This is a genomic window from Klebsiella huaxiensis (assembly GCF_003261575.2).
GTDB classification, from domain to species: domain Bacteria; phylum Pseudomonadota; class Gammaproteobacteria; order Enterobacterales; family Enterobacteriaceae; genus Klebsiella; species Klebsiella huaxiensis.
Genome location: NZ_CP036175.1, coordinates 1,968,502 through 1,986,778 on the forward strand (window position 1 = coordinate 1,968,502; position 18,277 = coordinate 1,986,778).

The 18,277-nt window shown below is 54.8% G+C and carries 16 protein-coding genes; 7 read left to right on the plus strand and 9 right to left on the minus strand.

The genetic code is table 11. From position 1 onward, the window contains the following. The first annotated feature begins 20 nt into the window (after positions 1 to 20). The 7 genes from DA718_RS09395 to DA718_RS09425 all read left to right on the plus strand — a co-directional run bounded on the left by DA718_RS09395 (position 21) and on the right by DA718_RS09425 (position 6,868). Positions 21 to 1,643, plus strand: coding sequence for an ABC transporter substrate-binding protein (locus tag DA718_RS09395; protein ID WP_112213148.1), 1,623 nt, complete (start codon positions 21 to 23; stop codon positions 1,641 to 1,643). Continuing rightward, the gene (locus DA718_RS09400; protein ID WP_112213149.1) at positions 1,640 to 2,677 is read left to right on the plus strand and encodes an ABC transporter permease; all 1,038 of its coding nucleotides are present in this window, start codon (positions 1,640 to 1,642) and stop codon (positions 2,675 to 2,677) included. Before DA718_RS09395 ends, DA718_RS09400 begins: the two co-directional genes overlap by 4 nt. After that, positions 2,674 to 3,579: an ABC transporter permease gene (locus DA718_RS09405; protein WP_112213150.1), complete on the plus strand. Its 906-nt coding sequence runs from the start codon at positions 2,674 to 2,676 to the stop codon at positions 3,577 to 3,579. Before DA718_RS09400 ends, DA718_RS09405 begins: the two co-directional genes overlap by 4 nt. Beyond that, complete coding sequence (locus DA718_RS09410) at positions 3,551 to 4,414, plus strand: ABC transporter ATP-binding protein (RefSeq protein WP_112213151.1); 864 nt, start codon at positions 3,551 to 3,553, stop codon at positions 4,412 to 4,414. The genes DA718_RS09405 and DA718_RS09410 overlap by 29 nt, the downstream gene beginning before the upstream one ends. A 10-nt stretch (positions 4,415 to 4,424) precedes the next feature. Beyond that, positions 4,425 to 5,198: an ABC transporter ATP-binding protein gene (locus DA718_RS09415; protein ID WP_112213152.1), complete on the plus strand. Its 774-nt coding sequence runs from the start codon at positions 4,425 to 4,427 to the stop codon at positions 5,196 to 5,198. 415 nt (positions 5,199 to 5,613) lie between these two features. Further along, a complete protein-coding gene (locus DA718_RS09420) occupies positions 5,614 to 6,411 on the plus strand; it encodes a winged helix-turn-helix domain-containing protein (protein WP_112213153.1) in 798 nt (265 codons plus the stop codon). Beyond that, positions 6,398 to 6,868, plus strand: coding sequence for a hypothetical protein (locus DA718_RS09425; protein WP_112213154.1), 471 nt, complete (start codon positions 6,398 to 6,400; stop codon positions 6,866 to 6,868). Before DA718_RS09420 ends, DA718_RS09425 begins: the two co-directional genes overlap by 14 nt. Position 6,869: 1 nt before the next feature. Here DA718_RS09425 and yegS read toward each other — a convergent pair whose 3' ends face one another. From yegS to mdtD, 9 genes are all read right to left on the minus strand, one after another. Further along, positions 6,870 to 7,766: a lipid kinase YegS gene (gene yegS, locus DA718_RS09430; protein ID WP_167492737.1), complete on the minus strand. Its 897-nt coding sequence runs from the start codon at positions 7,764 to 7,766 to the stop codon at positions 6,870 to 6,872. Positions 7,767 to 8,166: 400 nt separating this feature from the next. Beyond that, positions 8,167 to 9,528, minus strand: a complete 1,362-nt coding sequence (gene trhP / locus DA718_RS09435) for a prephenate-dependent tRNA uridine(34) hydroxylase TrhP (RefSeq protein WP_112213156.1) — start codon at positions 9,526 to 9,528, stop codon at positions 8,167 to 8,169. A gap of 119 nt (positions 9,529 to 9,647) precedes the next feature. After that, a complete protein-coding gene (locus DA718_RS09440) occupies positions 9,648 to 10,367 on the minus strand; it encodes a tetratricopeptide repeat protein (RefSeq protein ID WP_112213157.1) in 720 nt (239 codons plus the stop codon). A 4-nt stretch (positions 10,368 to 10,371) separates the two neighbouring features. Continuing rightward, positions 10,372 to 12,483, minus strand: a complete 2,112-nt coding sequence (locus DA718_RS09445; protein WP_112213158.1) for a DUF4034 domain-containing protein — start codon at positions 12,481 to 12,483, stop codon at positions 10,372 to 10,374. Positions 12,484 to 12,494: 11 nt separating this feature from the next. Next, complete coding sequence (locus tag DA718_RS09450; RefSeq protein WP_110275536.1) at positions 12,495 to 13,211, minus strand: DUF1266 domain-containing protein; 717 nt, start codon at positions 13,209 to 13,211, stop codon at positions 12,495 to 12,497. Next, positions 13,211 to 14,410 carry a class I SAM-dependent methyltransferase gene (locus DA718_RS09455; protein ID WP_142514663.1) on the minus strand — a complete coding sequence of 400 codons (1,200 nt, stop codon included), beginning with the start codon at positions 14,408 to 14,410 and terminating at the stop codon, positions 13,211 to 13,213. The genes DA718_RS09450 and DA718_RS09455 overlap by 1 nt, the downstream gene beginning before the upstream one ends. A 200-nt stretch (positions 14,411 to 14,610) precedes the next feature. Next, positions 14,611 to 15,333 (minus strand): envelope stress response regulator BaeR, encoded by a 723-nt coding sequence (baeR, locus tag DA718_RS09460; protein WP_112213159.1) that lies wholly within the window; start codon positions 15,331 to 15,333, stop codon positions 14,611 to 14,613. Continuing rightward, complete coding sequence (gene baeS / locus DA718_RS09465) at positions 15,330 to 16,865, minus strand: envelope stress sensor histidine kinase BaeS (protein ID WP_112213160.1); 1,536 nt, start codon at positions 16,863 to 16,865, stop codon at positions 15,330 to 15,332. Before baeS ends, baeR begins: the two co-directional genes overlap by 4 nt. Beyond that, a complete protein-coding gene (gene mdtD, locus DA718_RS09470; RefSeq protein WP_110275533.1) occupies positions 16,862 to 18,277 on the minus strand; it encodes an MFS transporter in 1,416 nt (471 codons plus the stop codon). The genes baeS and mdtD overlap by 4 nt, the downstream gene beginning before the upstream one ends.

The window sequence follows — 18,277 nt, forward strand, 5'->3', positions numbered from 1 at the left end:
CAGTACAGGCAAACATAGATATGAAAAAAACCTCTTTACTGGGAGCGTGCTTACTCGCGCTCGCCGTGTCGATGGGAAGTGGGGCGGCAATAGCGAAAACGCCGCCCGACCAACTGATCATCGGCATGAATATGAACAACCTTCTGACGCTTGACCCGGCAGCGATGACCGGTAACGAAGTCGTCGGGATTGTGGTCAATCTCTATGACTCGCTGGTGGAGCTTGATCCTAAACAGCTAACCAACGTCAGGCCCGCGCTGGCGAAATCCTGGGATATCAGCCCGGATGGTAAAACCCTGACTTTCCATCTGCGCGACGACGTGAAATTTCACTCTGGCAATCCGCTGACCGCCGCCGATGTGGTGTGGTCAATGCGGCGTATTCTGCATCTCAACCTCGCCCAGGCATCGGTGTGGAAATCCTACGGCTTCAGCAAGAAAAATATTGATAACCAGGTGAGCGCCCCGGACGACGTGACGGTACAAATCGTGTTACCGAAAGATAACGACCCGCAGCTGGTGATTTACTCGCTGGCGGCGCTGGGCAACCTCGGCGTGCTCGACAGTAAAACGGTGCAGAGCCACGAGCAGGATAAGGACTGGGGCAATCGCTGGCTCACCACTCATGAAGCCGGTTCCGGGCCGTTTACCCTCGAAACCTGGCAGGCGAAAGATGTCCTGCGCATGAAGCGCAATCCTGACTACTGGCGCGGTGAGGCGAAGATGAGCCGCGTGGTGCTGCGCCACTTCCAGGAGTCGCAAACTCTGCGTCTGATGGTAGCGAAAGGCGATCTCGATATTGCTAACAACATGGCGGTCTCCGATATCAACGCCCTGCGCAGCGACCCGCAACTGACCGTCGATGCAGTGCAGCGTGGGACCATGTACTACGTCGCTATGAGCATGAATGAAGATCATTTTGCCAATCCGAAAGTGCGCGAAGCGGTACGCTATTTGATTGACTACCAGGGTATCAATAAAGCGCTGATGCCGGGCTACGGCGTGCTGCATCAGCGGCCGATCAAAGCCGGCATGCCGTCCACACTGCCTGACCCGGGCTACACGCTCGACGTGGCGCGGGCGAAAAAGTTGCTGGCGGAAGCAGGCTATCCCAACGGATTTGATACCACGCTGCGAGTGCTCTCCGATCAGCCGTTCCTCAATATCGCCATTGCCGTGCAGTCGACGCTGATGCAAGCGGGCATTAACGCCAAAATCATCACCGGCACCGGCAATCAGATCTACGGCGCGATGCGCGAACGTAAATTTGACCTGCTAGTCGGGCGTGGGGGGAGCGGAATGGAACCTCACCCGCACTCCAGCCTGCGTGCGCTGGTCTATAACCCGGATAATAGCGCTGAAGCTCGCCTGACCAACTTCCAGGGCTGGCGTACCGGTTTTTACGACCCGCAGCTGAACTCCATGATTGACCACGCTCTGCTGGAGCGTAACCCGCAGCAACAGGTAGCGAGCTATCAGGCGATTCAGCAGCGCTATGACCAGCTGATCCCGGCGTTAATTCCGCTGTCGCAAATGGTCGATTCCGTCGTGGTACGCAACGAGGTGCAGGATTATCAGCCGCACCCCTCCGCCACCACTTTTCTACGTGAAGTCTATAAAACCCGCGAAGGAGAGAAAGGATGAGTACGGCAATCCTTGCGCCTGGCTCCCGCACCCGGCGCTTATCAAAACGACTGCTGCAGGTGGCGATTACGCTGTTCGGCCTGCTGCTGCTGACCTTCACCATTGGGCGCGTGATGCCCATCGACCCGGTACTGGCCATTGTTGGGCCGGATGCCGACCAGAGCACTTACCAGCAGGTTTATCAGCAACTGGGGTTTGACCAGTCGTTGGTCACCCAGTTTGGCATCTATTTTGTCAACTTGTTGCATGGCGATTTGGGCAATGCATTGCTGACCGGGAAACCGGTGGTAGACGACATTATTCGCGTCTTCCCGGCCACCATGGAGCTGGCGACGATGGCGATTATCGTCGGCGCAGGCCTTGGTATTCCGCTGGGCGTGCTGGCGGCGGCGCGGCGTAACAGCCTCTCCGATTATGTGGTGCGTATTATCAGCCTTGCCGGCTATTCAACGCCGATTTTCTGGGTTGGGATGATGGGGCTGCTGGTGTTTTACGCCTGGCTTGGATGGGTTGGCGGTGCTGGACGGGTAGACCTTGGTCTGGACGGTATTGTGCCACGTCGCACCGGCCTGATGACCGTCGATGCACTGCTGGCAGGTAACAGCCAGGTGTTCTGGAATGCCATTAACCACCTGATTTTACCGGCCTCGCTGCTAGGCTTTCACTCGCTGGCTTACATCAGCCGTATGACCCGCAGCTTTATGCTGGCCCAGCTGTCGCAGGAGTTCATTATTACCGCGCGGGTGAAGGGGCTGACCGAACGTCAGGTTATCTGGAACCATGCGTTTCGTAACATCCTGGTACAACTGCTGACTGTAGTAGCGTTGGCCTACGGCGCGCTGCTGGAAGGCGCAGTACTGATTGAAACGGTCTTCTCCTGGCCGGGCTTTGGCTCCTATCTGACCGGCAGCCTGCTGCTGGGCGATATGAATGCGGTAATGGGCTGCGTGCTGCTGGTGGGGGTTATCTTCGTGATGCTCAACCTGCTCTCCGACATGCTGTATCAATTCTTTGACCCGAGGACAAAATCATGACCGTTTCTCTGGATACGTCGCTTTCGGGCGGGGCGGGCGAAGGCCGCCAGCGGCTGCAACGTGCGGCGACACGGGCTGCCGGATTTATCGGCAAAATGGCGCGCAACCCGCTAACGGCTATCGGCGGTGGGATTATCTTCCTGTTGATCGTCGTGGCTGTGTTTGCGCCGCTGATCGCGCCTTATAACCCGCTGGTACAGGACCTGAACAGCGCATTGGTGGCACCGAACGCCCAGCACTGGTTTGGTACCGATGAGTTTGGCCGCGATATTTTTAGCCGCCTGGTGTACGGCTCGCGCATCACGCTGTATATCGTGCTGCTGGTGTCGGTCACCGTTGGCCCGCTTGGGCTGCTGCTCGGCGTCAGCGCCGGATATTTTGGCGGCAAGGTGGATATGGTGCTGATGCGCGTCACCGATATCTTCATTTCCTTCCCAAGTCTGGTGCTGGCACTGGCGTTCGTCGCCGCCTTAGGCCCGGGGCTGGAGCACGTAGTTATCGCCATTACGCTGACCGCCTGGCCGCCGATTGCTCGTCTGGCACGCGCTGAAACGCTGTCACTGCGTCAGGCTGATTTTATCTCCGCCGTGCGTTTGCAAGGCGCGTCTCCGGCTCGCGTACTGTGGCGGCATATTGTCCCGTTGTGCCTGCCTTCGGTCATTATCCGTATCACCATGAATATGGCGGGGATCATTCTGACCGCCGCCGGTCTGGGCTTTCTTGGCCTTGGCGCGCAGCCGCCGGAGCCGGAGTGGGGGGCGATGATCTCCAGCGGACGCACCTACATGATGGAGTGCTGGTGGGTAGTAACGATTCCGGGGCTGGCGATTCTGATCAACAGCTTAGCGTTCAACTTCTTAGGAGATGGCTTACGTGACATCCTCGATCCTCGCAGCGAATAATGCTCCTCTGCTCGACGTGCGCGACCTGTGCGTCGACTTTGTTAACGGTAGCGCGGTGACCCATGCCGTGCGCGGCGTCTCCTTCCAGTTGGGGCAGGAAAAACTGGCGATTGTTGGCGAGTCCGGCTCGGGTAAATCCACCGTCGGGCGCGCGCTGTTGCAGCTGCATCCGAAAAAGGCCCGCGTCACCGCCAGTCGGATGCAGTTTGGTGACCTTGATTTACTGCATCTCAGCGAGGCGCAAATGCGCGGCGTACGCGGCAAACGCATCTCAATGATTATGCAGGACCCGAAATACTCGCTGAACCCGGTGGTTTGCGTCGGTAATCAGATAGCTGAGGCCTGGCTCACGCACCATCCGGGGCGTAAAGATGAGGCTAAAGAAAAGGCGCTGGAGATGCTGGAGGTGGTGCGCATTCGCCAGCCGGAGCGCGTTTATCAGCTCTATCCGCATGAGATTTCCGGTGGTCAGGGGCAGCGTATCATGATTGCGATGATGCTGATCACCGACCCGGAGCTGGTGATTGCCGATGAGCCGACCTCGGCGCTGGACGTGTCGGTACGCCTGCAGGTGCTGGGCCTACTGGATGACCTGGTTCAGTCGCGCGGCCTGGGGCTGATTTTCATCAGCCATGATATCAATCTGGTACGTAGCTTCTGCGACCGGGTACTGGTGATGTACGCCGGGCGGGTGGTGGAGTCCATTGCTGCTAAAGATCTCGATAACGCCCGTCATCCCTATACCCAAGGCTTGATTAACTCGCTGCCGGATATGCAGCATCGCCGTCCGGTTTTACCGGTATTACAGCGCCAGGCCAGCTGGCTGACGGAATAAGGAGCGCAGAATGATTGAAGTACAAAACCTCAACCTCGCGTTTGGCGAAGGGGAGAAGCGCAATCAGGTACTTTACGACGTCAATTTCCACGTGAAGCCTGGTGAGATCTACGGTCTGGTAGGGGAGTCTGGTTCCGGTAAAACCACGGTACTGAAGTGCCTTGCTGGGCTATTTACCCATTGGCAGGGAGAGCTGACCATTGACGGGAAACGGCTCGAGCATGAGATTAGCCGCGAACGCTGTCGTCAGGTGCAGATGGTGTTTCAGGACCCCTACGGCTCTCTGCACCCGCGGCATACCATCAGCGATATTCTGGAAGAACCGCTGCAGATCCATAACATTAACGATCGCGACCGGCGGATTAATACGCTACTGGACAAGGTCGGCCTGAACCGCGCCTTTCGCGAACGTTATCCGCACCAGCTCTCCGGTGGTCAGCGCCAGCGGGTGGCGATTGCCAGAGCGCTAATTCTTGAACCTCAGGTGCTGCTGCTGGATGAGCCAACCTCAGCGTTGGATGTGTCAGTGCAGGCGGAGATCCTCAATCTTCTGGCGGAATTGCAGAAAGAAGCTAAGCTGACTTACCTGATGGTGACCCACGATCTGGGCGTCATCGCCCACTTATGCCAGAAGGTTGCGGTGATGCAGTACGGTAAGATCCTCGAAACTTTGACCGTGGATGCGCTGGTGAATGGCGAGGCGCAAACGGCCTATACGCAGATGTTGGTCAATGCCAGCCAACAGTATACGCGTGAAATGGCACGAGAAGTGGCAGCGTACTAGTCTATACGGCGCATTCTCTCGTGAGGTGCGCTATTTTTTATATAAAGCAGTGAAGGAAAATGTATTTATAGCTATAAATGTTGTATTTTAGTGTAAAGATGGTGCTTAGATCTAAAACAGAAATATATACTGCATCTAGCCAATTCATATGAAATTATAATTCATATGAATGATTAAAGATAAAATAAATCACTGTTTACTTCCGTGTTTTCCAGATATCAAACAATGTAAACTCAGTTAATCCTTCTATATAGTAAGGAAAAACTGTGTGTTGCATCTCCAGATCTTCTCCGTAATAGAGTAAACTCGCTGGCGAATAATCCTAAGATGTCGTCTACGTAAGGCGAGTTATCACAATTACAGCTTGGTTTTCATGCCGCTCTCATCCAAATGGTTACAATACTCAGGGAACAGGATGGAAAAAATATATACCATCAACGGAAAAATTAATTTTATTCCTCAGCGTAGCGTTTTGTCACTTATTGCTGATGATACGAAGAATGTATCATTAAATATTCCCGTTAGCCGTTGCCTGATGCTCCTTATTCAGCAGCATGGCGCAACGGTTGCCCGTGAAACCTTTTTTCAGGAAGTATGGATAAAGCATGGCTCACAAGTGACCAGCAATGGTTTTTATCAAAATATTTCTTTATTACGTCGGGCCTTTAAGGAACTGGGTGTTGACGAAGAAATTATTGTGACGGTGCCCAGAGTCGGCGTCAGGCTGGAAGCAACATTATCCGTTATTGAATCCCAACCGGCTGAGTCCGATGCCGCGCCGATTACAGAATCCATCGTAGAGCCCGTGGCAGAGGAGGTCGCTGCTGCGAAGTTTGCAGAAAAAAAGCAGTTACGGCTACGGCGTCCCGCCTTATGGGGCATCGCAGCATTACTGAGCTGTCTGGTCGTTGGGATTGTTACCTGGCAAGCTGAATTCAAATCTTATTTGCAAAACTATTTGCCCATTAATGTAAAATATTCGCAACAATGTCACTTCTTTGCCAATAACGATGTGGTTGAGCACAAGCGACATGAACAATTCATTAACCGAAAGGAATTTGAATGTGAAAAATACCCTTGGGTCTATTTGACACTCTATCCCGGACAGGCCCGCGTCTCGGTGATAAGCTGCCGTCAGCAATTTAGTCAATGGCGTGATAATCAATGCCTCACCAATTATTATATTAAGGAGATGCTGAATGCACCGGGGTGAAATTAAATGGTTAATAGTAATCATTTTTATCTGTGTACTAACGGCATTAGCAATAAAATCCTGGCAATATTGGCAACGAGATCATTTCCAGTGTAGCGGTGAGCTGAGTTTATTTAACTCGGGTTTTCAGGGAGATATTTCTGTACGCTACATATTTGATGATGAGCGCGGTCTGGCGATCGTCCGTGGTGAAATTACGCCGCCGCAGGGTAAGCCGTTCACTATCAATCAGAATATCTGGTTTAGCTTTACCCGCGATGGTCAGCACTACTTCCTGCGTTCCGAAACGGTCTCCGCCAGTATCGGTAAGCTTGAGGAAGAAGAGCAGATCAAATCCATTCTGCCGACCTTCTTCATCCAGCCGCAGGTGCCGTTTTATCTGAATATCCAGCGCTTGAACGAACGTACCCGGCTGCTGTATACCAGCCGGGCACCCTCTTTGCTATGCGAGTCTTGAATTAACGTAACAGCACGCAATCGGGCGGCAGTCGGCAGCGTAGCGCTGCCGGCAAAATTTCCATGCGGAAGGTTTTGCCGCTCAGCGGCTCGCCATCAAGGTTAAATGTCATCTCGTGGGGGGCGGTTATCTCAAACCATGAGGAGACGCCATCGATGATATTCGGCGAGGTTTCCGGGTTTGCCAGGGTACTGAACAGCGCCGGGATCAGCTCTTCGCCGGTAAAAATGCGCAGATGCAGCAGGCCGTCGTTGATTAACGCCTCCGGGCAAAGTTGCTGGCCGCCACCGGCCTGACGTCCGTTACCGATACCTATCACCAGCGCGTCACCCTGCCAGTGAAAATTCTCACCGCGGATTTCACAGCGGTCTGGCTTAAGGGTATCCATGCGCATCAGGCCGTGGATCAGATAGGAGACGCCACCGAGGGCGGCTTTCAGTTTCTCCGGCGTTTCAGTGGTAATACGAGTGCCGAAACCGCCGGTAGCCATATTAATAAATCCGCTCTGGTCGTTGACTCGCGCAATATCGATAGCCACATCGCGCCCGACAATCGCCAGTTTCAGGGCGCTGGCCAGATCCTGAGGAATGCCGACGCTGGTGGCAAAGTCGTTCGCCGTACCCAACGGTAAAATCCCTAACGCCATCTTGCCATCGCGCTCGACCAATGCCGTGGCGACCTCGTTGATGGTGCCATCGCCACCGCCAGCAATGACCGTCTCTATGCCCAGCCCGAGGGCTTCATCGACAAAGCGCACGGCATCACCTTTTTCCCAGGTGACACGGACGTGAATGTCGATACCTTCGTCGCGCAACAGTTTAACCGCTTCGCGCAGCTGCGGTTCATTGGCACCTTTGCCATTCAGGATCAGTAAGCTGGCTGGAAATGTTGACATCATCAAGGGGACCTTTATTGCACAGTAATGCATAAAGTGTACCGCATGCAGGAAGCGAAGGCCGGGGAGATAAATAAAAAATAAGCCCGCGTAAGGGAGATTACGCAGGCTAAGGAGGTGGTTCCTGGTACAGCTAGCATTTATGGGTTATGTTTTTCAGCGAAATGGATGATATCTGCTTTGAACGAAACGGTATGTGATCCGTTTCTAATATCTTTACATCGCGAAAAAATAACCCAATTTATACCCTAAATAATTCGAGTTGCAGGACAAGGCACTTGTGCCTTGAACAGCGCTTGCGCTGGCCCCGGAGGGGCGAGGCCACAGGCCGAGTAACGCGGCAAGTGACCGGGGCGAACGAATGCGGCCAACGCACATGCAACTTGAAGTATGACGGGTATAACTAGTTACTGTGCGGACTTCTGGTCGTCTGGCCAGCAAAATTGCGCATCAGCAGTGCATACTGCAGGACCATATCTTCCGGAACAGGCAACCATACTGTGTGACCATCGCCCGGCGCGACCGGCATGATTTCGCCCTTGCCGTTTTCCATATGCTCAAGCGTAAAGTTGACGTTGCCCTGCGGGGTCATCAGCTCAAGGCTGTCGCCGACGGAGAATTTATTCTTCACCGCCACTGCGGCGAGCTGGCCGTTGCGCTCGCCGGTAAATTCACCGACAAACTGCTGGCGCTCGGAGATGGAGTAGCCATATTCGTAATTCTGGTAATCTTCATGAGTATGGCGACGCAGGAAGCCTTCGGTGTAGCCACGGTGAGCGAGGTTTTCCAGGGTTTCCAGCAGATTGGTATCGAACGGTTTGCCCGCCGCCGCATCGTCAATGGCTTTGCGGTAAACCTGGGCGGTACGCGCACAGTAGTAATGCGATTTGGTGCGTCCTTCGATTTTCAGCGAGTGGACGCCCATTTGGGTCAGACGCTCAACGTGGGCAACCGCGCGCAGATCTTTTGAGTTCATGATGTAGGTGCCGTGCTCGTCTTCAAAGGCGGTCATGTACTCGCCCGGACGTTTAGCTTCTTCAATCATAAAGACCTGGTTGGTCGGTGCGCCAATACCCAGCGTCGGTTCGACGTTCTGCACCGGGATCGGCTCATGCTTATGCACGATATTGCCAACGTCGTCTTCTTTGCCTTCCTGAACGTTATATTCCCAACGGCAGGCATTGGTGCAGGTGCCCTGGTTAGGGTCACGTTTGTTGATATAGCCGGAGAGCAGGCAGCGGCCGGAGTAGGCCATACACAGCGCACCGTGAACGAAAATTTCGATTTCCATTTCCGGCACCTGGCTGCGAATTTCGGCGATTTCATCTAGCGACAGTTCGCGGGAGAGGATCACGCGGGTGAGCCCCATTTGCTGCCAGAATTTGACCGTCGCCCAGTTAACGGCGTTAGCCTGTACTGACAGGTGAATTGCCATCTCGGGGAAGTTTTCCCGCACCAGCATGATTAAACCCGGGTCTGACATAATCAGCGCATCCGGACCCATCTCCACTACCGGCTTCAGATCGCGAATAAACGTTTTCAGCTTGGCGTTATGCGGTGCAATGTTGACGACCACATAGAATTTTTTGCCCAGCGCATGGGCTTCGTTGATGCCGAGCTGCAGGTTTTCGTGATTGAATTCGTTATTGCGCACGCGCAAGGAGTAACGCGGTTGGCCCGCATAAACTGCATCTGCGCCGTAAGCGAAAGCGTAACGCATATTTTTCAGCGTTCCCGCCGGGGAAAGGAGTTCCGGTTTAAACATGATTTTCTCGTTCTGATGACAGGTCAGATTCGCCGCACCCGGTGCGGCGAGTTGGGGAGTGCCCCCACATTAAGGGCGGGCATTGTAGCGCTGTGGGAGAGGGGAGTAAACCGTCCGGCTTAATCAACGCGCAGATAGTGCCCATCAGCGTTGACGTTCATACCAAAACCGCAGTTCATGGGAGTATCGGTGCTGGCGTCGATGGCTTCGGAAGAAAACGTCAGCGCAATATCACAACGGATATAGTCTCCTTCCCGAAGCGCCACGACTCCTTTGCCATTTTCAAGCAATATCGATTCGGAAAATTCGCCAATATTGGGGCCAACGTAGACCCCCATCATACCGAAATAATAACCCTGAAAATCAACTTGAAAGCGCGATGGCTGGGGCAACGTTTTTATGGTCAGTACGCTCCAGGAGGCGCGCCCGGAATAGTTCCAATATTCACCCGCAGCGGAAGCTGGAGGCGGCAGAGCCGCCAGCCTATCTTTAATAAGCCCCAGATTGTAAATCGACTTGCTATCGTCCGGTCTTATCATCAGCCAGGCGCGGGCTTTACGCCATTGACCTTCGCGCATCCAGGTCAACGCCACGTTGTTGTAAGCCGTGGCGATGGCGCTGTCGTCAAGGGTGCAGCTTTCGCTCCACGCGGCCTGCTGTTCAAAAGCGTTGCGGGCTTTGGCGTAGTTTTTCGCTTTGTAGAACTGCTCGCCCTGATTGGCCCAAGCCGGGATTTTTGTACAATCAGCCTCGATCTGCTGCTCGGTGATTTCTGCTCTGGCGGGGGCGCAGAGCAGAAGCAGAGCGCAAAAAGGTAAATATTTTCTTTTTATTATCATTCCATTACACCATTGAGTTCACTTGACCCGGCAGCTCTGAATCCGGGATGCGGACGGTATACCAGGCGAAACGAAAGCGTTTCCAGAAGCTGGAAAAATGGAGGTGGTCCAGGCAGTCCATGACTATTTCATTATTCGGGTATAGCGTGAAAGCGAAATGTGCCCAGCGTGCGCTTAGCTTCATGTTAAACAGCACTGGATCGTGTTTATTACCGTGCAGGCGCGATAGCGTCACCATTGCCTGCAATGTACCGTTATTGGCCTCTTGGCACACCAGCTCCAGATGTTCATGCGCCAGCGTAATATCCTTCACTTCGAAAATGTTCAGCAGGAATAGTCCCCATGCCTCTTCATGACCGAACTGATGTGCCAGATAGAGATTGCCGAGCAGTTCTTTTTCATAAGCGGAACGTTTTTCGGCATCGGATTCTTGTTTGCTCAGGCGCTGGTTGCAGATACCGATACTGAAATGAATATTCTGTAGGTCGTTTTCATATTCGGTATATCCTCCATTGAGGATGAGTGGATACGGTTCGCTGTCCCGTTGTTTTATTTTTTCATGCAGGATCGCCGCAGCGTGCTGAAAATAGTCTAGCGCGATGACAGGATCGTAAGGCAGCAGGCCGTTGTTCTCTTTATTGTTGTGTTCGAGGCCGAGCAGGTTTAGCGCAGCGGGAATATTTCTCTGCGCGCCCAGTTCTGCCAGTGGTAAGAAATGTTCCGGGAGCTGGAACCAGCGGCAATTATTAATTGCCGCTCGCCAGTTATAGTTGTATCGAATATCAGCTACGCTATTGAGCCAGGCGATGCCTTGCGCCTCGTCTTTTTCAAAACCAAATAATCCAGCGTACTGGAAGTAGCCGCGACGGATTTTGGGTACGGTGAATTCTGTCTGCAGTGTATTCTGGCAGAGAAAGTTATAAATCCACCAGGTATCAGGAAAATCGCGCAGAGCGAACTTTATCGCTTCATCTGTGAAGTAATTGCTGAGCTTAATTTTTTCCATGATCGAACGTTGAAGTGTTCGCCAGAGCGCATCGTTATCGTCCAGATCGCTATAACAAGTCAGCAACCACGACAGTGCGTTGTGGCGAGATTCCTTGATATGCGCCCGTTGCGCGATCTCTACAGCTTTGGCGATAATACGTTCCTGTTCTGCCGGGGAGTCAACCTCTTTGATGCGCAGATCGCGGTGGTCGTCCCACCAGATTAATAGCTCCAGATGCTCACGCTCCGCGGCAGAAAGATGATCGCATACGCTTGATTCCAGAAATTCGCGGATCTCCTCATGCGATCCTCCCCAGCGCGGCATACGAAACGGAATATATTCATCCAGCGTGTAGAATGCCGTCGGGAAGATAGCCAGGCAGGCGGTGAGCCAATATGTTTGCCCCGCATCGTCGTCGCACTCCGGCAGTACGGCCGGGCGCGGTAGAATTGGGCATATCGCGTCGGCAAACGACAGCCCGGAATGGGCCATCAACGCTTCCACTTCCTGTGGTGAATGGCGATGGTATTCGGCAAGATCTTCCATCAGCGGCTGTCCGCCGACTTCCGCTCCCAGAAGGAACTCAACCAGCCAGTCGGGCTGGCCGAAGACCTTTGAGTTGGTGCTGGTCAAGGAAGCCGCCATCCACTGGCGCGGGTCGCAGCCGATAGCATTCAGCGCGGCAATGACCATTCGCTCGTTGCAGGCGGCGGCGCAGATCCACATCGCGCGGGTGGTTTCTTTTGCCCAGCCGTAGCTGCGGTAGAGCCACGCACGGTGATTCCAGTATTGCGCTTCGGCGAGCCAGGCGTGAGTGGCGCGGGGGCGGGCGCGCTGCCAGTTTTTGATCAGCTCCAGGCCCTCCGGCCCGGCTTCAACCAGCGCATCCATATCGTAAAAATGGTTGTCCATTTGATTCCAGGCGAAGAAATAGCGCTTTTCCGCTTCGCGGCTGGTAAAGCTCTCCGTCAGCGCCTGGTTGTAAAGCGTATCCAGTTCGTCATAGCGCGCTTCGCGTAGCAGGCCGGGGATATCGGCGATATACCACTCGCGTTGACCATCATTGAGGGAATCTTTGTGGTTACACATCTCAAACATGGCGTTGAGGAGTTGGTCATCCTGTTCCATAAGTAGTCCTTTTAAATTGGCTCGAAAATTTTGAATTTATTCCACGGCAGCTGTCGCCAGCGGCTGAAGGGGTCTTTCAGATAATGAGTAACTTCCTGTAAATCACGTCCTGAGATTGACGCGGGAGTATCATGTAGTGTTAACCAGACCTGACGAGCGCGAACGTAGGCGGTGGCGTAATCTTCCCATGAGTCAAAACAGTCCTGTGCGCGCTGGGCATTAAGCAACAACACCAACCAGGCCTGATTTTCGTCGCACCAGCCGAGTCCGGCGATACAGCGGGTCAGAAAGGCGGTGCGCATACAGTCGAAGGCCAGCGCGTCGCGGACCTGACCCTGGACCGCCAGGTGGTGGTAAAACGTGCGCGGTGAGTTGCCGATGCCAGCCGGCCAGCGGCGCAAGATATCTTCGACCTTTTGCCGCAACGCCTCCTCATTAATGTTTTCTTTCAGGCCCAGCTCTTTTTTCAGCTGTTGCGCCAGATGCTGGCGTTTGTCATCGTCAAGTTTAAAGACCAGATCAACGCCTTTGGTCGGCAGCCCGTTGCGCCGGGCAAGGATGTCGGCTAATGCCAGTGCCCACTGCCGCCGTCGGGTATCGCGACGCAGGTCCTTCAGGCGATCCTTTTCTTTCTCCTCGGCAATGCGGGCGGCAACCAGCGGTTTGTTCTTTTTGTAGTTGCGCCAGCTAAAGAATATTGTGGCAACAATGAGAGCGATCCAGAACATTAGCGAGCCTCCCCAGTAACAGGAAGGTAGCGTGTGGTTTGCAGCGTCAGGCTCTCTATCTCGAAAGGTTCACTACTGGTATTTTTCCCGGCTAGCGTCGGGTGCCATTCATACTGTGGGAAGAGCATTTCCGCCGCGGTCGCGACTGTGGGGTCGATAACCTGAAGATAGCACAGCGCTTTTGGGGCGCTGTGCAGCAGCAGCCACTGTAAAGCAACCGGAGGCGTGGGGAAGTGTTCCATTAAATGAAAATTGTCATGCAGCACGTTAAGCAGAAAGTTGAAATCATGGATATCGGTAATAAATTTCCAGCCCTGATGTTCCGGCGTGTCCTCATAAACAATACCCATGCCTTCACAATCGGCGTGGCGCCCAGATTGCGGGGCAAGATGGCACAACAGAGATAAAACGTCGGCGGCATATTTCTTGATCGGGTGTCGGTTCTGTTTACCTTTAATCTGCTCAATGCTCAGACCGTCGTTATTTACCAACAGGCTTATCGTCACGTGGGGAATATGGTTGTCGTCACGCAGGCTGAACAGGCGTAGTTTCCCTTGTTCAATTTGCCGGGCGTAGTGTTCGCCGTAGCCGCCAGCGAGCGCGCCTTTATCGTCAAACTGCCCGACGCAGTGCTGCATATGCCAGGATTCATACGCCATTTCACTGCGCAGGGCAGGGCTGGCCGCATTGAATTCAACGAGTTCTCCGCTATCGATCGTCAATACCAGTTTTAATGCCTCAGGGGTGGTGGGATACCAACCCTGCTGGCGCAAGCGCTGCATTTTTTGGTGTTCTGCCTTGCGCATTTCCAGCGCAGTGAAGCAATTGATGCGCTGGCGTTTTGCCTCCAATCGCGTGCCTTCCTGACGCGAGAGGAATTCCAGTAAATCTCTTTCCATCGCCAGCAGTTGCGGATGCTGCGGATTTAGATAGTAGAAGGCTTCATCGCCGCCGAGCTTTAGTATTAGCCAGTCGGGGATTTCAGTATCGGCCCCGCAGTAAATGGCGTAGTCGGCGGCGGAGCGGACGCGATAAACGTTGGGGAACGAGCCGATGGCCCAGCGATAAAAATGGTTACTTAGCCAGCGTTGAATACTTTCGCCATCGCCGCGCTGCTGGCTGCGGGAAATAATGGCGGCCTTTACATTGGGTGAGTTGATTATATTTCGCGGTTTATATTTTTTATTAATATCACTCATGGCATTCCTTGCGCAGTTGAGTATTAGAGAATATCCGTACGGAATATATCATGTCGCCGGATGATTTCTTATTCTTGAGGGGATTCTCAGATTATGACGTGGGGGACGGTGGATATTTCCCGGAGGCGATGCTGCGCATCTGTCCGGGCTACCGGCCCGCAGATGGCGGCGAGCCGGGGAAATGTTGAGCAGATGACTCACTACGCCAGGCGGCAGGCGTCAGCTTCCCAGCGATAGCCTACGCCGTAGACGGCGCGGATAAACGACTGCTCGGCGTCCAGCGACTCCAGCTTGCGTCGTAGGTTCTTGATATGGCTATCGATGGTTCGGTCGGTGACCACGCGGTAATCATCGTACAGATGATTCAGCAGCTGTTCGCGTGAAAAGACCTTACCGGGCTCCTGGGAAAGGGTTTTCAGCAGACGGAACTCTGCGGGCGTGAGATCCAGCAGTTTATCGCGCCAGGAGGCCTGGAAGCGGCCTTCGTCAACGATCAGCGGGCTTTGCGCATCCAGCGCCTGCAGATCGCGCTGTGGCTTGCAGCGGCGAAGAATAGTCTTCACGCGAGCGACCACTTCACGCGGGCTGTAGGGCTTACAGATATAGTCGTCGGCACCGATTTCCAGTCCGAGCAGACGGTCGATCTCTTCGATTTTCGCCGTCACCATCACCACCGGAACTTCGGAGAAGCGGCGGATTTCGCGGCATAGCGTAAGCCCGTCGGTGCCTGGCAGCATCAAATCCAGTAGGATCAGATGCGGCGGCGTCTGGCGCACGTACGGTAGAACCTGGTCGCCGTGATTGATTAGCGTCGGCGCATAGCCCGCCGCCTGGAGATAATCGATCAGCAACTGGCCCAGCTTGGGCTCATCTTCCACGATCAAAATGCGTGGTGTGTTTTCATCAACAGGTAATTCAGTCATACGTCTCTCGATAAATTACGTTCCAGAGGTAACTCTACTTTAATGCTAACCCCGCCCAAAGGCGAATGACCGGCACGCAAAGTGCCACCGTGGGCAGCCACAATGTTAAGGCAAATTGCTAGTCCTAAACCAGAGCCGCCGCTGGCACGATTGCGCGAACCTTCGGTACGGTAAAAGCGCTCAACCAGACGCTCCAGCTGTTCGTCGGTGACGCCCGGAGCGCTATCGGCAAAGTCGAGAACCAGCATATGGCCGCTCTGGCTGGCGCGGATCTGCAGGCTGCCGCCGCTATCGGTGTAGCGCAGGCTGTTTTCCAGCAGGTTATTGAAAAGCTGCATCAGGCGATCCCGGTCGCCAAAAATCGTCGCGCTCTCCGGCAACGAAACGCTAATCGACAGTCCGCGGCTGGCGAAGCGTTCGCGAAACGCGCCAGCGGCGACTTCCAGCAGATTGATGATATCCACCGAGGTTTTCTGGTAGGAGAGCGCGCCTTCATCGGACATCGATAGCTGGTGCAAATCATCGACCAGTTTGGTCAGGGTCGCGACCTCGGCCTGTAGGGAAGTGATGGAGTCCGGGGTGAATTTCCTGATGCCGTCCTGAATCGCTTCCAGCTCACCGCGCAGCACCGCCAGCGGTGTGCGCAGCTCGTGGGAAATATCGGCCATCAGGTCCCGGCGCATCTGCTGGTTGCGCTCAAGGGTGCTGGCTAGCTGGTTAAAGTCCCGTGCCAGACGCCCCAGCTCATCGCTGCTGGTGGCGGTGACGCGGGTTGAGAAATCTCCGGCAGCCAGGCGATGCGTGCCCTCAACCAGTCGTTTGACCGGCGCAAGCAGGCCACGCGCCAGCGGGAAGGTGGCGAGCGCCGCCAGCAGCGTAGCGAGGGCGACAATCAGCCAACTGGTGCGTTTTTGTTGGCGGTCAAAGTTGATATCGGTGTTGCGCGTCAGACGTTCAACCGGCGACGCAATCACCGCGCCGACCTCCGCGCCGTTAACCATAATGCTGCGGCGGGTACCGTCTTTCGGCACGCGTTCGCGCGGACCAACCAGAACGCGCCCTTTTTGATCGACCACCCAGAACATGGTGCGCCAGCCGTGCGGAGGAATATCGGGACCAGGACCGCGATCGCCACGATCATCTCGGGGACCGTCGAGCGGTCGATCTGGCGCGGCGTCCGGCGGCATATCCTCGGGAATTGGGCCGGGTCCTGGTTCATCCATGGGACCGTGCCCCATACCGCGACCCTGCGGCGAGCGGTCGTCGTTGTCGCGCTCAAAGGTTTTCAGCAACTGGAATATAAACCGGTCGTTGTTACGCAGGAATTTCCAACTGCCATGCTGAGCGTACTGCTCGCTCAGGGCATCGCCGAGCATGGTCAGCCGCTGCTCATTTCCGCGCTTAATATAGTCGATAAACCCGCGTTCAAAGCTGATGCGTACCGCCCAGTGCATGCTGATCAGCAGCACGATGCAGGTGGCAAGAATCGCGATAAATAGCTTGCCGGTAATGCCGGGACGCCAGAACTTCAAGATTCACTCCTTTTGCGACGACCAATCACGGTGTTGGTGGTGGTGTCGTCCGGTACGCGGGAAAAAATCAGCGCGGGCAGCGCGATAACCACCGCCATGCTTAAGTAGGTATAAAGAAAGACCTGATGAGTGGTCGCCGCGTCGGCGCTGATATGCTGCTGACCGTAGAGACCCAGCAGCATGCCGGCGATAGTGACGCCAATACTCATCGATAGCTGCATGACCATTGACAACATACTATTGCCGCTGCTGGCGAGGTCATCGGGCAGGTCTTTCAGGGTCAGCGTATTCATTGACGAAAAGCGGCTGGAGTTGATCATCCCCTGCAGAAACAGCACCACCGGCAGCAGCCAGTACCAGCCTGCCAGAGCCACCGCCATAAACAGCAGGCTGACCAGCGCCAGGCCGATGGTTGAGACCACCAGCACCCGGCGATAGCCGAAGCGGTTGACCACCTGTACCACGATACGCTTCATGCCCATGCTGCCGAGTACCATTGGGATCATCATCAGACCGGCGTGGAACGGTGTAAAACCGAGGCCAATCTGCAAAAATACCGGCGTCATAAACGGCAGCATGCCGCTGCCGATGCGCCCGGCGAAGCTGCCGCCAAGTCCGAGCGAGAAGGTGCGATTGCTGAACAGTTTAAGGCTAAACAGCGCGTTGCGATTACCGCGCGCATGCCACAGATAGAACAGAATGGACGCAACGCCGACTGCGACCAGCGTCGCCAGCCATAGCGGAGAGATACCAAGCCCTTTTTTACCATCAAGCGCCAGGGTCAGCGTGGCCATTCCCGCCGCCAGCAGAATAAAGCCGAAGATATCAAAACGTCGGGTTTGCAGGGTGTAGTTGGGCATCAGGCATAGCGTGGCGATGGCGCCGACAATGCCGACCGGAATGTTGATCAGGAAGATCCAGTGCCAGGAAGCGTATTCTACCAGGATGCCGCCGAGCGCCGGACCGAGCAGCGGGCCAACCTGGCCGGGCAAGGTGACGAAGGTCATCGCCGCCATATATTGGCTGCGCGGGACGATTTTCATCACCGTCAGACGACCAACCGGAACCATCATCGCGCCGCCGACACCTTGCAATACGCGGGCGAGTATCAACTGATCGAGCGTCGCAGCCTGAGCGCAGAACAGGGAACCGACGGTAAACAGAATAATGGCGCTAAAGAAGATATTGCGTACCCCGACTCGATCTGCCAGCCAGCCACTGGCGGGCAGCATCACCGCCACCGTTAGCACATAGGAGACGATCACCATATGCATATGCAGCGGACTCTCCCCAAGGCTTTTCGCCATTGAGGGGAGGGCGGTGTTGACGATAGTGGTATCCAGCGCCTGCATAAAGAAGCCGAAGGCCACTATCCATAGCTGCCAGCGCACGCTGGCGGGGAGATCTGTCAT

Coding starts and splice junctions, on each gene's coding strand:
- DA718_RS09395 (WP_112213148.1), top strand. CDS start 21: ATGAAAAAAACCTCTTTACTGGGAGCGTGCTTACTCGCGCTCGCCGTG.
- DA718_RS09400 (WP_112213149.1), top strand. CDS start 1,640: ATGAGTACGGCAATCCTTGCGCCTGGCTCCCGCACCCGGCGCTTATCA.
- DA718_RS09405 (WP_112213150.1), top strand. CDS start 2,674: ATGACCGTTTCTCTGGATACGTCGCTTTCGGGCGGGGCGGGCGAAGGC.
- DA718_RS09415 (WP_112213152.1), top strand. CDS start 4,425: ATGATTGAAGTACAAAACCTCAACCTCGCGTTTGGCGAAGGGGAGAAG.
- DA718_RS09420 (WP_112213153.1), top strand. CDS start 5,614: ATGGAAAAAATATATACCATCAACGGAAAAATTAATTTTATTCCTCAG.
- DA718_RS09425 (WP_112213154.1), top strand. CDS start 6,398: ATGCACCGGGGTGAAATTAAATGGTTAATAGTAATCATTTTTATCTGT.
- yegS (WP_167492737.1), bottom strand. CDS start 7,766: ATGATGTCAACATTTCCAGCCAGCTTACTGATCCTGAATGGCAAAGGT.
- trhP (WP_112213156.1), bottom strand. CDS start 9,528: ATGTTTAAACCGGAACTCCTTTCCCCGGCGGGAACGCTGAAAAATATG.
- DA718_RS09440 (WP_112213157.1), bottom strand. CDS start 10,367: ATGATAATAAAAAGAAAATATTTACCTTTTTGCGCTCTGCTTCTGCTC.
- DA718_RS09445 (WP_112213158.1), bottom strand. CDS start 12,483: ATGGAACAGGATGACCAACTCCTCAACGCCATGTTTGAGATGTGTAAC.
- DA718_RS09450 (WP_110275536.1), bottom strand. CDS start 13,211: ATGTTCTGGATCGCTCTCATTGTTGCCACAATATTCTTTAGCTGGCGC.
- DA718_RS09455 (WP_142514663.1), bottom strand. CDS start 14,410: ATGAGTGATATTAATAAAAAATATAAACCGCGAAATATAATCAACTCA.
- baeR (WP_112213159.1), bottom strand. CDS start 15,333: ATGACTGAATTACCTGTTGATGAAAACACACCACGCATTTTGATCGTG.
- mdtD (WP_110275533.1), bottom strand. CDS start 18,277: ATGACAGATCTCCCCGCCAGCGTGCGCTGGCAGCTATGGATAGTGGCC.